General features: G+C 36.8%; 13 protein-coding genes and 1 pseudogene. 13 read left to right on the top strand and 1 reads right to left on the bottom strand.

Features of this window, described 5'->3' with window-relative positions; translation table 11 throughout:
- Nucleotides 1-510 precede the first annotated feature (510 nt).
- From ltrA to CRN96_RS12870, 13 genes and pseudogenes are all read left to right on the top strand, one after another.
- Nucleotides 511-1785: a group II intron reverse transcriptase/maturase gene (ltrA, locus tag CRN96_RS12930; protein ID WP_097042908.1), complete on the top strand. Its 1275-nt coding sequence runs from the start codon at nucleotides 511-513 to the stop codon at nucleotides 1783-1785.
- 129 nt (nucleotides 1786-1914) lie between these two features.
- On the top strand, nucleotides 1915-3045 hold the full coding sequence (locus tag CRN96_RS12925; protein WP_097042898.1) for a lysozyme family protein: 1131 nt from the start codon (nucleotides 1915-1917) through the stop codon (nucleotides 3043-3045).
- 11 nt (nucleotides 3046-3056) lie between these two features.
- The gene (locus tag CRN96_RS12920; protein ID WP_097042897.1) at nucleotides 3057-3764 is read left to right on the top strand and encodes a hypothetical protein; all 708 of its coding nucleotides are present in this window, start codon (nucleotides 3057-3059) and stop codon (nucleotides 3762-3764) included.
- Between the two features lie 29 nt (nucleotides 3765-3793).
- On the top strand, nucleotides 3794-4645 hold the full coding sequence (locus CRN96_RS12915; protein ID WP_097042895.1) for a coiled-coil domain-containing protein: 852 nt from the start codon (nucleotides 3794-3796) through the stop codon (nucleotides 4643-4645).
- A gap of 212 nt (nucleotides 4646-4857) precedes the next feature.
- Nucleotides 4858-5172 carry a hypothetical protein gene (locus CRN96_RS12910; RefSeq protein ID WP_097042892.1) on the top strand — a complete coding sequence of 105 codons (315 nt, stop codon included), beginning with the start codon at nucleotides 4858-4860 and terminating at the stop codon, nucleotides 5170-5172.
- An 11-nt stretch (nucleotides 5173-5183) separates the two neighbouring features.
- Complete coding sequence (locus tag CRN96_RS12905; protein ID WP_097042890.1) at nucleotides 5184-5684, top strand: hypothetical protein; 501 nt, start codon at nucleotides 5184-5186, stop codon at nucleotides 5682-5684.
- Between the two features lie 66 nt (nucleotides 5685-5750).
- The gene (gene mobP2 / locus CRN96_RS12900; protein ID WP_097042888.1) at nucleotides 5751-6986 is read left to right on the top strand and encodes a MobP2 family relaxase; all 1236 of its coding nucleotides are present in this window, start codon (nucleotides 5751-5753) and stop codon (nucleotides 6984-6986) included.
- 14 nt (nucleotides 6987-7000) lie between these two features.
- On the top strand, nucleotides 7001-7189 hold the full coding sequence (locus CRN96_RS12895) for a hypothetical protein (protein WP_097042885.1): 189 nt from the start codon (nucleotides 7001-7003) through the stop codon (nucleotides 7187-7189).
- Between the two features lie 107 nt (nucleotides 7190-7296).
- Complete coding sequence (locus CRN96_RS12890) at nucleotides 7297-8673, top strand: ArdC-like ssDNA-binding domain-containing protein (RefSeq protein WP_097042883.1); 1377 nt, start codon at nucleotides 7297-7299, stop codon at nucleotides 8671-8673.
- Between the two features lie 49 nt (nucleotides 8674-8722).
- On the top strand, nucleotides 8723-9334 hold the full coding sequence (locus CRN96_RS12885) for a hypothetical protein (RefSeq protein ID WP_097042880.1): 612 nt from the start codon (nucleotides 8723-8725) through the stop codon (nucleotides 9332-9334).
- Between the two features lie 15 nt (nucleotides 9335-9349).
- Nucleotides 9350-11476, top strand: coding sequence for a type IA DNA topoisomerase (locus CRN96_RS12880; RefSeq protein ID WP_179647247.1), 2127 nt, complete (start codon nucleotides 9350-9352; stop codon nucleotides 11474-11476).
- A 78-nt stretch (nucleotides 11477-11554) separates the two neighbouring features.
- Nucleotides 11555-12802 (top strand): DUF3991 and TOPRIM domain-containing protein, encoded by a 1248-nt coding sequence (locus CRN96_RS12875; RefSeq protein WP_097042877.1) that lies wholly within the window; start codon nucleotides 11555-11557, stop codon nucleotides 12800-12802.
- 109 nt (nucleotides 12803-12911) lie between these two features.
- Nucleotides 12912-14081: pseudogene (locus tag CRN96_RS12870) on the top strand (IS256 family transposase).
- A 255-nt stretch (nucleotides 14082-14336) separates the two neighbouring features.
- On the opposite strand, the gene CRN96_RS12865 reads toward CRN96_RS12870, so the two are convergent.
- Entirely contained in the window at nucleotides 14337-14717 is a 381-nt protein-coding gene (locus tag CRN96_RS12865) for a YolD-like family protein (RefSeq protein WP_179647246.1), read from the bottom strand.
- Between the last annotated feature and the right edge of the window lie 229 nt (nucleotides 14718-14946).

Raw genomic sequence — 14946 nt, 5'->3', positions numbered from 1 at the left:
TTTTTATAGTGCGCCAGGCATGGCGACTATCTAGGTGGTGAAAGTCCACTGTGGGGGTACACATCAACCAACCACTAGAGAAACGCAAGGCATTTACCGTGAGGTAAGGGCTGAAGGCAGCGTGTATCAAAATCTTGGCTCGACGAATAGAAATCTGATACTAAGGCGCGTTAGGCGGATGAGACTCCTATACAAGTCAAAGTCCAAACGATGTGCGTAACCCTGACGAGTAAATCAGACGAGTAAAAGAGGAAAGATGGTCGTCTTACCCTGGGAGGTCTTGCGGATGTACAATGCGTACAGTCGAAAACGGTTAGCCGCAAGAAGTCAGCAGAAGCCATAGTAGTGATGCTTATCATGAAGGGCGGAACAATTTATAGTGTTTCTACGCCATGAATGCACGGCAGATATACTTCAGAATGTGTTAATGAGGAAAGTATGAGCGTATCTCAAAGGCTACTCAAAAGTGAAGTGTCTGACCGTCACATGAACGGAAAGGAAGAAACGAGTGTGAAACTTTTAGAAGCAATTTTAAGCAACCAAAATATGAATCAAGCCTACAAGCGCGTGTATCGCAATAAGGGTGCAAGTGGGGTGGATGGCGTCACTATAGAAGCACTGAAACAGTATCTGAAGGACAATAAAGATGAACTGCGTCAGCGCATCCGAACGAGACAATACCGGCCACAAGCTGCCTTACGAGTGGAAATCCCAAAAGAGAATGGCAAAATGCGCAAATTGGGCATACCAACAGTCGTGGACCGGGTCGTTCAACAGGCCATTCATCAAGTCCTCAGCCCGATATTTGAGACACAGTTCAGTGACTTCAGCTATGGATTCAGACCCGGCAGAAGCTGTGAAATGGCCATCATTCAGAGCCTTGAATTTCTCAATGATGGATACGACTGGGTGGTGGACATCGACCTTGAACGCTTCTTCGACACGGTCCACCATGATAAACTCATGAGAATCATCTCGAACACCATTGATGATGGTGATGTCATCTCGCTCATCAGAAAATATCTGGTCAGCGGTGTGATGGTCAAGGGTAAATACGAACATACACCAGTGGGGACACCGCAGGGCGGTAACCTGAGTCCACTCCTGAGTAACATCATGTTGAATGAGTTGGACAAAGAGCTGGAAGAACGGGGGCTCCGTTTCACCCGATATGCGGATGATGCGCTGATCTTTGTAAAGAGCGAGAAAGCCGCACATCGGGTGATGGCATCCGTGACAAAATTTATAGAGGGTAAACTCGGACTCATCGTCAACAGCGAGAAAAGCCGTATCGTGCGGCCGAAGGCAATGAAATTTCTGGGTTTTGGGTATTTCTATGATAACAGAACCCGCCGCTACGCAGTCAGGCCGCATGAAAATTCCGTCCAGAAATTCCAAAGACGACTCAAACAACTCACTAAGCGCAGTTGGAGTGTATCTTTAGATTACCGGATACTCAAACTGAAACAAGTGATTTATGGCTGGGTCAATTACTTCAGGTTGTCACATATGAAGAAGAAGATGGCGCAGGTCGATTCGAAATTACGTGCCAGAATTCGCGTCATCATCTGGAAGCAATGGAAAGTCGCAAAGAAACAAATTCAATCGCTCATTCAGCTCGGCATTCCGAGAGAGGAAGCGAAAGGGCTGACCTATTGTCGTAAAGGTTACCGCTACATCGGCCTGTCTAAAGTCATTAACAGAGCGATTTCAAACAAACGGCTGAGCCAGCGGGGCTTGCCCTCTGTCTCAGCCTACTATCTAAAAGTACACACTGTAATATAAATTGAAACGCCGTATACGTGATCCGTATGTACGGTGTTGTGAGAGGGGCGAAAATAATTCGTTATTTTCCCTCTACTCGATTAAGCGAGGTGAAGCAAACTGAAGATAGCTATCAGATACGCAAAGTGGTTGATAAAAAAGAAAATTATTTTATGGACACTCGGCATTTTATTTTCAACAGCAGGATTAATCATTATAGCCATTATCGGTGTGATTATTGTTCTGATTGCACTGCTTTCTGCTTTTGGTGCGGAAGAAAATGAAAACATAGAATCTCAACAAGGGTCATTTGAAATGATGTCTGTTCCACAAGCCGTTCTCGAATATGAGGATGATATTGAAGCAGAAATGGAATCACAAAACTTAGATGAATCGTTCCTGCCAGTTTTGCTTGCCGTCGCTTCGCAAGAATCAGGGGGCACAGTACCAGATATATTTCAATCGAGTGAATCGTTAGGTTTACCGCCCAATTCAATTGGCACTGAAGATTCAATTGAACAAGGTGTTTCATATTTTAAAGATTTAACAGATGAAGTTGGTGTGGAAAATGCTTCTGATGAAAACTTAAATATCGTACTGCAAGCCTATAATTTTGGTGAGGGATTCATTTCATATGCACAAGAAAATGGTGGGTACAGTCAAGAAGTTGCAGAAGATTTTTCAGATTTAATGGCCGAAGAAATCGGATGGTCGTCATATGGCGATTCGAATTATGTTTCTAATGTAAATCAATATATCGGCGGTACAGCACAAGGCGAAGTGAATGGTGAAATTGTTGGTGACATGGCATTACCGTTGTCCAGAGACGCTTTTTTAAATGATCTATCATGTGATATCGGATGTTACTATGATGCATCTGCTGGTTCACCACATCCTGGTTATGATTGGAGTGTTCCAATCGGTACACCCGTTTTTTCAATGGTCGATGGTACAGTTATAGAATTGAGTGAAGGCTCTCCGGATAATCCAAGAGGTATACCGCTAAGTCAAGCATTATCGATGGATTTAGGAAACTATATAAGAATTATTCCAGACAATAATAAAGGTGTGGTACTAAGTTATTTTCACATGACAGGTGCAGATAATGGTGTCATGGTTGACGAAGGGATGAAAGTAGAAAAAGGACAAACGATTGGACATTCGGGTAACTCCGGCAAGTCAACTGGCGATCACTTGCATGTCGAAATGCTCGTAGGCGGGAATTATCATATCGACAGTGCCATTAAATTTTATGACGATATGGTTGATGGATTAGATTAAGGAGGGGGCATATGAATAAAGAACGTTTAGTTGGATTTATAATGATTGGATTAGTCGTCGTCATCATTGTTATGTACTTATCTAATCGAACCACAGCACAAAAACTTGAAAATGAAAATGAAGAATTAAAATCACAACTGGAAGAAGAACCAACGAATACAGAGGCAGACGCTTCTTCTCCATCGTTCAATGAAGCAGGCACATCATCAGACACAGAAGATACTCAGAACACATCACAAGAGACAGCAAGTATAGAAAATTCAGGTGAAGCATTAAGGTCTGAAATCGAATCATATGACACATTCGTTTCAGAGTTTGTTGATATATTAACCAGTTATGATGACCAAGAGGAAAAGAATGAACAACTGCAAGAGATGACAACCGATTCTGCTCAAACATATCTGGAAGAAAACTATTATATTTTAGATGACGATCAGGATATTTCAGATGTGGAGGATGGTGAACATGCAGAAGGAGACTTTGAACCACTTGAAATAGATATGGATATAACATCATTAGATGCTTACTATTCGTATTCAAATAATAGTGTTGAAGTCATCGCAATGTATCAAACAAATACCGAAGCAGGCGACGAAAATTTTTCTGGAAACTATATTTTGAAAGGTACAATTAATACAGTAGAAGGAGAAGTTAAGTTCGATACTATCACATCAATTGTGTCGATCAATGATCCGAATGCAGATGAATTATATGATTAATATTAATAGTAAAGGCAGGTGATAACCGTATGGATAAAGAGCATATCAAAAATAAGATGACAGATTTTGCGATGTACTTTAAAAGAAATACATCGATTATCTTTTATATCTTTATCGCGGTTGTGGTACTTTCTTATGCTTCATTATACACATACAAGACATATATTCAGACAGAAGCAAGTAGTATCCCGGAAGAGGAAAAGTTTAAAGACTTCACTCTCAACAGCAATACAATTCAATTAGTTGAAAATGAATATAATGATAAGAAAGAATTTTATGTGGCGAAGTTTGTAATTAAAAATAGAGATGGTACAACGCCTGTCATTGCAAACGACACTTTAGAAGTCAGTGGCATCGCACGTATGAACAATAATGACTTACTCGAATTAGACATTGAAGCAAAACAAATCACACCGACTTTTTTCGTTGTAGAAGTCAACAACTTACCAGATAATCATATTGAGTTAAGATTAGATTTCCACTTAGATGCCTTTTCTTCAGAGAACGATAGTTCCACAGATGACACATCACTTTATACTTTTGTTGCTGAAGAAGAAACAAGTGCAAGTGTACAATCATTATCAGATGAAGAATATGAACAGCAATCTTATGCTTTTGAAATTGAAACAGTAAATGAACAAATTGCTTCTTTAGAGAACGACATCGAGTATTATAATAGACGAATTGAAACTTTAGAAGATCAGATATCTGACAGCGAAGATGAAATGGATATGATGACAGATGAAGAACAAATGGAGTTAGAAGCAAGCATTTCTTCTCATTATTCAGAGATAGAATCACTTAAAGAAGAGATTACAGATGTTGAAGATTCAATAGATGAACGTGAAGAAAAACTTTCTATCCTTGAATCAAATCTTTAAAATCCTTAATTTAAGTAAGAGCATAAGGAGGATTTTATATATTTTCAATATATCAATCCTCAAAACCATTGATATGCCGGCAGTGCCGGCAATATTATTTTATAGACAGTTTTAAGGCTTATGTACATACCATTGTACATAAAAATAGCCTTATTTCAGTATAAAAATACCATTGTACAAGAAAATGTACAGTGTTAAAAGGAGAATTTTTGATGGCGCAAATAAATATTAAGGAATTTGATGATCAGATTCTATATCAACTAAAGTTAATTGCTAAAGAGAAAGATATGAATTTTAGTGAACTCGTTAAAGATGTATTAGGAAAATATGTTGAAGATAGATTGTTATTTAACTCGATAACAAAGTTTGAAACAGCAATGAGAAATACACAAATTAGTTTAGATGCAAACACAGAAGCATACAATCAATTCATTGATGAAAACAAAAGATTTAGAGGGTTCTTCATCGATTTACTGACTAAAGAAGAACTGCATCTTGATGAAGATAATTATGATGTATCTGAATAAGGAGGGTCACAATGGTTTCAAAAAGATATGATTTGGAAGATGATACAGTCTCTAAAATACATGCAATCAAAAAAGCAAAAGGATTAAAATCTGAAAAAGAAGTATTAGTACAAGCGATAGAACAATTTGCTTTATCAGAGATGATTGAGCATGAATCTGCTGAATATAAAATGTTAGATAAGATGAACACAATTAAAAATGAAATCGAACAGATGAAGAAAAAAATGAACCATATCGATCACTGTGTCAGTGTAAACAGTTTGCTTCTGACCGCTGATTTTGAAATTAAAAAGCATCCAAAAGCGATTGTGAATCGAGATATATTCGAAAGTGATTACTACACTTCAGCCAGAAAAGAAATCACAAAACTTATTAGAGAAAGAGATAGTTTTAGAAGAAAAGGGCAATCTAAAAATATAGAAGATACATTGGAACAGAATAATGATGATGGATTGATTATGGAGAATGAGAAGAAGTCAGATAAAATTGATGACGATTGGTTGAACGTATAATACTTTACAGACCGATAGTAAACCTCTTTTGTTATTTCTAATCCACAAAGAAATTGAGGGATAATGATGAAACCGGCGATTGTACTAAAGGCACAATTTATTAAACCCAATACTGCATCCCGAAAGAATTATTCTTCTTATATCAATTATATTTATAGAAAAGAAGCATTAAATGAATCGGAATCTACACCAGATTATTTTGCTAACTATATTGATTATATGAATGATCGTAAGAAAGGTGCTTTCGGATTTGATGATAAGAAAGATAAATTAGAACAGAATGAAATATTGAGTAAGGCAAATGCTTTTGATAATGCTAGAAATGATAATCGTGTTTTATGGCAGGATGTTTACTCTTTTGATAATACATTTTTAGAGGAGTATGGACTATATAATTCTCGTACAAATGAATTAGATTCTAAAGCCTTAATTCAATCTGCCAGAGATTCAATGAATTCTTTTAAGCGTTCAGCCAAGATCAATAATTTAGTTTGGACAGGTGCAATTCATAGAAACACAGATAACATTCATATTCATGTGGCATCAGTTAATATGGACGAAAAAGTTGAAAGAGAATCAGATGGAGTACAACGAGGTGCACGTACCGATAAAACATTGAGTGATATGAAAAGTAAATTCATTAATCAGTTGATTGATAGAAACCATCGTTTGGATATCATGACTAAGCAAAGAGATCAGTTAGTTAAAAATGATTTTCTTCAAAAACCAACGGAAATACAAAAAGAAAAATTGGAAAAGATTAAAAAACAGTTGCCAGAAAATAGTAATAAATGGTCATATAATCGAAAGGGAATGAAGCATTTACAACCATTGATTGATGAATATACACATGATTATATTAAACGAAATCATAGCAAACAGTATGAAGAATATAATCAAATGTTAGATCAGGAAACAGCATTAAATAAGCGCTTATACGGTACTGGTACAAAAGAATATAAGAAATATGAGAATACAAAAACTAATAAGTTGAATGAACTGGATGAACGAATGGGTAATGCATTATTAAAAAATTTGAAAGAAGAAGAAAGACTTAAAAGTAGGTTAAGAGAAAATGAATTTTTTAGAAACAAGGCAGAGTTTGAGCCGGCTCAACAGAAATCACCTATTAGATATAGACGAGTGAAGTACAATCCGGTTCTTAATAGACGGACTCAATTTATGATTGAAAGGGGGTTCAACTCTCGCTATAAAGATCAACAACTTGAAATGGATAATAGGCGGTTAGAGCAAAGTGTCGAACAAGAAAAATCTCGACAGCAATATGGATATGAATTATAAATGGAGGTTTTAGAATGAAAAATCAAAATACAGATATTTGTGTAGCGGTAGATATGGATGCAGAACAGAGGACATTGACAGTTTATTCCCCAAAGAATGATGAAAATATTATAGTGCCTGTTAATGAAGAAAACTTAGAGGATGTTAATACAGATGAGGCAGTTGCGTTCGAAGTTGATTTAGACACGAAAACAATCCTTTAAGAAAATTAATATTAAGGTTAGAACAATTCGACATAATGGGTTATTAAATGATTAGTTTGAGAGAATACCTTTTAAGGTATTCTTTTTTTATTAAAGGAGGATGGCCAATGGCTAAACGATTAAGTAAAAAAGAGTTTGCAAAACAAAAACAGGCTGAAATGAAAGAAACTATTAATAAAGCAATGGGCGATGTCGCATGGCATATGAAAAGTGAGGAAGGTATCAAAGAATATTTAGATTTCATGGCCAAGATGCATGATTACTCTCCAAGAAATCAAATGCTATTAAATAATCAATACAAAGGTGCACATGGGGTAGCAGGCAAGAAGCATTTTGAAGAATTGGGCTTTAATATCCGTGAAGGTGAGAAACCGTTACAGGTACTAGCGCCAATATTTAAAAAATATACTATTGATAAAGATGATAAGTGGATTCCTTTGAATCGGCCGACAAAAGAACAGCAGGCAAAGATTGATTCAGGTGAATATAAAGTTAAACAAAAATTACATTATTATAAATTTGCTGATGTCTATGATATCGGACAAACGGATGCAAAAGCAGAAGATTATCCAAAAATATTTCCGAATCGTCCGTTTCAGTTTGATGAAGAATCCTTGAAAGAGAAATATCCTGATTTAAAAGAAGCAATCAAGTCATTCGCAGAAAAGCAGGGATTTCATCTAAAAGATGAACAAACCACTGAAAGGCTCGGTAATGCGAAAGGTGCATATTATCCTTCTACAGATGATATCCGTATGCGACCTAATTTAAGTGATGGAGAATATATCAGTACCTTAAATCATGAGATAGCTCATGGATTGCTCCACAAAGAAACAACATTAAACAATCCCACAAAAGAACTGGAAGCAGAAATGACAGCATATGTAACAAATAAACACTTTGGCCTAGACACTTCAGAAAAATCAATCGACTATATGGCGAACTGGACAGATAATTTAAACGCACTGGATGACAAAGAAACCTTCAGTGCCATCGAAAGAGTGAGTAAAGCGTCTCGATCTCTGATTGATGGGATTGAAAAAGAATATGAACAAGTACATGAGAAGGAACAGAGGAATGTTGATATTGATATGAAATCTGAAAAAACACCAGGTATCTACGAAGAAAATGATAATGTAAAGGAAGGGTCAGAAAAAGCTTCTGAAACGATTCAGACTTTGAAAATCGGAGATATGCGCTTTGATTATCAAAATATGAAATCAGATAGTCTTAAAGAATTTACTGTACTTAAAGACACAGATAATTTGGCCATTGAATTTGAGAACGGCGACACTGTTGATTTTTATAACAATACTACGGATAAACGAACTTTTAACAAGGCTTATAAAACGTTCCAAAATAATCAGGAAAGTACAATTAAAGAATTTATCGATTTCGGATTGAACAAAGATAATCAACTTGTTGAACAGATGAAAGAAAAAGAGATCAAGAAGAAGAATAAAAAGCAGGATATTGAACTTTAAAAGGCGAGACAGCGTAATACAATCATATAACATTTATAGAGGTGATCACATGGAGCAATTAGATGTATTAATTCAAGATAATAAAGTCACTATATTTGATAATGACCGTTTTAATGAACCATTAATCGAAATAGATCATGAGGTTATGTTAATTACTGACTATATATTTCATTTTCACTCTTATAAAGATAAGCAGGTTAAAATTAAATCGCATTTAAACGATGATTGGTTCTCTGTTGATATCAACAGACATATTCAACGATTGAGAGACAACGAGATTCATGATTTAGAAGCTGATACTATAGAAATGAGAATTAAATTAAAACCTCTAGAAATATTGGATGAAATTATTATGGGCTTAAATGAGCGTTATGAGAAAAAAGTGATTGGTACGTTACTCAATGTATTATGTGATTACAGCACATATATTGATTTTTTGATAGAAGAAAAAATAGCCGATTATACACAGCAAAAAGAGTTATTGTTTATAGAAAAAGAAGAAGGTTCTAAAAATATTTCCTATCACCGTTTAAAGTTAGACAAGAATCAATTGAAGCGTTCTAACAATGAATTGATAGACATTCTTTGGTTTATCGATGTTGTCGGCATTAATACAAATGAACTGAAATTATTAAAAAGTATTAATACGAGTTTTATATAAAGGAGGACACCAATTTTGACGACCGTAATTGTTGCAGAAAAGCCATCACAGGCGAAAGCCTATGCAGAAGCCTTTAATGTAAAAAATAAGACTAAAACACATATTGAGATAGAACCCTGCGCCACTTTTAAGAGTGGCGCATTTATCACATGGGGCATTGGTCACTTAGTAGAATTAAAATTGCCACAGGAAACGCAAGATGCTGTCAACACATGGGATTTAAAAAATTTGCCATATCTACCAAAACGCTTTGAGTACAAAATTTCTAAAGGCAAAACCCAACATTTCAATTCCGTGAAGCAGATGTTGAAGTCAGCAAGTCTAGTTATCAATGGATGTGACGTAGACAGGGAAGGTTCAAATATTTTCTATCTCATTCTTCAACAGGCAGGTGTTAAAGATACACCGATAAAGCGCTTATGGATTAATTCCTTAGAAGTGGATGAAGTAAGAAAAGGCTTTGATGCCCTGATGGATAATTCAAAAGATGTCTTAATGTTTCAAGAAGCAAAAGCACGCATGGTCGCAGATTATCTGATCGGCATGAATTTAAGTCCACTATATACACTGAAGTTTCAAGCACTCGGTTTGAATCGGGATGTCTTTGGCATTGGGCGAGTACAAACACCTACGCTTTATATGATTTTTCAGCGCCAGAAAGAAATCGATCAGTTCAAACCAGAAGCTTTTTATGAGATACATGCCACTTTCACTAAAGACGGTCATGATTATAAAGGTAAAATGGAATTCAAAGATAAAGACAGGGCTGTTGCATTGGATCTTTTGTCTAAAATTAAAGATGAAAGACAAGGCGAGGTAACAGCCGTTGAGAAAGAATGGAAGAAGCAGTCTGCACCACAATTGCACTCATTGAGTACATTGCAAACAACCGCGAATAAAAAATGGAAATACAGTCCGAAGCAGACATTAAAGACGGTTCAATCTTTATATGAAAAGAAGCTAGTCACATACCCCCGTACTGATTCTCGATTTATAACAGAGCAGGAATTTAATTATATAAAAGACCGATTAAATCAGTATTTTGATATTTATGACCTGAAACCCATAATAGGCTATTCAGAAGCTAGAAAACGCTTTGTAGACGGTTCAAAAGTACAAGAACACTATGCCGTTGTATTAACAAAAGGTGTCTCAAAGGCACAAGTTAGTAAATTGAATGATGCAGAAGCGAATTTATTCAAAGAAATATATAATACAACAATCGCAATGTTCTTAGAAGATTATGAATATGAAACAACAGAGGTAACAACAAATATTAAAGAGCACCCATTTCATTCTAAAGGGAAAATTGATGTGAACTTAGGATGGCAATCACTATTCAAAGAGGATGTAGCTGAGACAAAAGACGAACAAAATACCTTGCCAGATTTAAAAGAAGGAGACGTTGTACAAGCACTTCCGGATTTATATGAGGGAGTTACGAAACCTCCTAAATTATACACTGAAGGACAGCTCATTAACTTAATGAAAACCTGCGGAAAACAAGTGGAAGAAAAAGAAGATGCGGACATCTTGAAAGATATTGAAGGTATTGGCACAGAAGCCACACGAGCTGATGTCATCGAGAAGTTACAAAAACATGAATATATTACTGTAAAGAAGAATAAAGTGGAAATCACTAAAAAAGGAATATTGCTATGTAACGCAGTCACAGGCACTTTACTCGCTTCTGCTGAAATGACGGCAAAATGGGAGAAAGCTTTAAAAAATATATCTGATGAAAAAATGGATTTTAAGACTTTTATTGCAAATATCGAAAAGTATCTAAAGCACCAAACAAGCGTAATTGATGAAGAATTAGAAAAAAATAATGTCACGAACGATATTAAAGCAGTCAGTCACGTTAAAGGTATTGCTGAATGTCCAAAATGTACGCAGGGGAGAGTGGAAAAGCGTAAAAGTAAAAAGGGCGCAGTGTTCTACCCTTGCAACCATTCAGATTGCAATTTCGTGATATTTGAAAATATGGCCGGAACAAAACTGTCACAAACACATGTAAAAGAATTAATTACGAATAAACAGACAAAAAATAAGGTGAAGGGCTTCAAATCTAAAAAAGGAAAATCATTTGATGCTTTTGTTGAAATGAATGAAGAATACAAAACACAGTTCAAATTTTAACTTTAATGATTGAGAAAGTGGATATTAATCTACTTTCTCTTTTTCTATTACTCGTTTTTTTACAAAGGAGAAGATCGAATGGCAAAAGATTATACTCAAGATGAAATCAGACAGTTATTTAAAGAGAGAAAACCTGTACCTAAAGAGCTTGTTCTAAAAGCGCAGAATGTTGATATTGTAGATGTTATAGAGGATCAGGGGGATGTTGTGCTTCATGTTTCAGATAAATACGCTAAACTGGCCGAGCATGACAGTTTTGTGATTAATAAAAAAGAAAACTCTTTCCACTGGAACTCACAAGATATCAAAGGCAACCCGATTAATTATTTGAGAAGTGTTCATGATTATAGTTTTAGAGATGCTGTTAAAGAATTGACATTAAATGATGAATATAAAACGAAGGAAGTGAATGTGAATAAAGAGAAAGAACCTTTTGTCTTTGATCCGAAAGAATTGTCTGATGACACAAGTAAAGCAAAAGAATACCTGGTCGATCACAGGGGAATTAATGAAGATTTAGTTGATACTTTAATCAACAAAAAGCTCATACAGCAAGACCATAATGACAATGTTGTATTTATGTGGGCAAAAAATAAAGAGGTTGTTGGGATGGATAAACAAGGTACGCATCCTGAAAAACGTTTTAAGCAGATTGTAGAAAATTCAGAAGAAAAACAGGGCTTCAGTATTACAAATGGTAAGCCGAAAAATTTATATGTATTTGAATCATCCATTGATTTATTGAGTTACACAAGTATGTACAATCCACCTAATGCTCGAATGGTTTCAATGGCCGGATTGAAACCGGAAACTTACTACAATGCTATCGGACAGATATATGAAGAAACGAAGCAACCACCTAAAAATGTTGTTTTTGCGGTAGACAGTGATAAAGCAGGAGAACGTTTTATATTAGAACATATTAATGAAAAAATTGAACATCGAGAAACAGGTATGACCGTTAAAAATCATGTTGCTTCACCTCGACACCAAAACTTTCAACAATTGGGTAGCCCGAAAGATTTAGAATCGTGGGATCATGTCAAAGATTTCAATGACATACTCACAAATATTGATGATAATGATATTAAGATGAAATACCAACCGATTGTATTAGAAAAAGATCAATATTTTAAAAGCATCAACTATGATGAAAAATATAGTAAAGCAATGGATGAACTGTCTCAAGATAAGGACAATAATCAAAATGTTTCTCCAAAACAAATTGCGTATAAAATCGCAGATTATGAATATCAAGCAGATAATAAAAATGTAAAAGATAAGAAAAAGCAGAAAGACGGTATCGAAATTGATGGTTCTCTTTAAAAAATGAAATTATGTCCATATAGTTGTGTAATAAGAATAAAGAGCCACACCTGTGCTCTGTAGTACAATGTTAGTTGGGACACCATCATTGATACAGGGAGGCACAAGTATGACTCAATTAAATATTAACCTAGATATGGATCAATTGACAGAACAAATTTTGGGCAGTAACCTCAACGCTGCCACGAAAGGGTTGGCTGTGGCGGTCTTCAATGCATATATGGAGGCCGAACGGGATGCGCATGTCTAGGCGGCGGCACGGGAACGGAGTGAAGACCGCCAGGACATGCGCAACGGCTACTACGAGCGGGATTATATCATGCCGATCGGCCGCCTCAGGCTGCGGGTGCCGCGCACGCGTTCCGGCGAATTCTCCACAGAACTGTTCGAGAAGTACCAGCGGAAAGATCAGGCACTTGTCCTGTCATTGACGGAGGCTGTGATCAGCGGGGTGTCGACCCGCAAAGTGACGAAAATCGTGGAGACCCTTTGTGGTGAAAGCGTATCGAAATCATTCGTCTCGGACATCATGAAACGCCTGGACCCGGAGATTGACGCCTTCCGCACCCGGCCGCTGAACCTGAAGACCTACCGTTACCTCTATGTGGATGCGATGTATATCAAAGTCCGGGAAGACCATCGTATCGTCTCCAAAGCGGTCTATGTGGCGCAGGGCATCAACGAAGGGAACTTCCGTGAGATCCTGGGCTTCATGGTGTCTGAAGAAGAATCAGAACAGGCATGGACGGCATTTTTCCAGGATCTGCGCCACCGTGGCCTGACACTGCCCAGGCTGATCATCTCGGATGCCCATGCCGGCCTGCGGGCTGCGATCCGCAAAGAATTCGTCGGTACGGCCTGGCAGCGTTGTACGTTCCACTTCACCACAAATATCGCCAGCACCATGCCCCGTAAGGGCAGTACAGAACAACGGCGTCTGTTGAAACGGATTTTTAATGCCGAAACGCCGCAGCACGCCAAAGTATGCAAGGCAGAGTTCGAGGCATTTGTGGCCGGTGATCAGAAATATGAAAAGGCATGCGCCATCCTTGAAGCCGGCTTTGAGGATGCGATCCAGTTCATGATGGAGCCCCAGCTCCATCATGTGTCTTTAAAGACGACCAACAGTGTGGAACGGATCAATGAAGAGATCCGGCGACGGGAAAAGGTCATTGGCATCTTTCCGAATGCGGCTTCGGCCGTGCGTTTGATCGGTGCGGTCCTGGTGGACAACCATGAACTGATGACGGCGACCAATCGAAAGTTCCTCAAAGGCTGAATAGAAAATTTCCTCCCCCGGCCATGGCCGGGGGAGGAAAACCCAAAGTGTTCTCACTCGCATAAGGTACTATATACCTTATTACACAGGATTCTGGACTTGACAAAAAATGAAGCCACACAAACGCTTTTAACGTATAACTGTCCACCTTTAACTAGGAAAATGCCTTAGAATCGCTCTGTCAGAATTGATTCTTTTAAATTTCATTGAAATAAAAGAAAAGAACTTGCTTTTATGCAAGTTCTTTTTACATAATTAAATAATTTCATATATGTGCTCAAATTTTATATGCAGTAATTCTTTTTCTTTACTAACTATGATTATACCAGTGCGATTATCAATATATTCAAGTTTGCATTCAATAAACACTTCGTAGCCATCATTCCAGTACCTTAACAGTACAGATTCTCCTATATTTCTTTTAAGTTGTTCTTCCAGCATTACTATTGTTTCATTATCTAAAGTAGGGGGATCAGACTTCGCTTGTTCTTCAATCATATAAGACACTCTTTCGTATTGTTCTGGCATTGTTTTAAATGGCGCCCATTTTATCATTCCCCGACCCTTCGGTATATTGCTATTCAAATCCTGTTGCGGTATCTTCCGGTAATCAAAGCCTTCGTAAGTACATTTCATGCTATCACTCCTTACATTCATTATACAGAACGTATGTTCCCTTTATAAGAGGATAGATTGAAATATAAAAAATCCTGACGTACTAAGTAACAGTTTTACTATTATGTTAATACGTTTTTATGCTATATAACATATTTACATATGTACATTTAACGACTGTTATGTGGAATACCTATTTAAAGGAACATTAAAATACACCCTAATCACACACTCGAAAACCAATGAAATC

The sequence above is a fragment of the Salinicoccus kekensis genome (assembly GCF_900220995.1).
Lineage (GTDB): Bacteria > Bacillota > Bacilli > Staphylococcales > Salinicoccaceae > Lacicoccus > Lacicoccus kekensis.
This window is presented reverse-complemented; position numbering and strand designations above follow the sequence as displayed.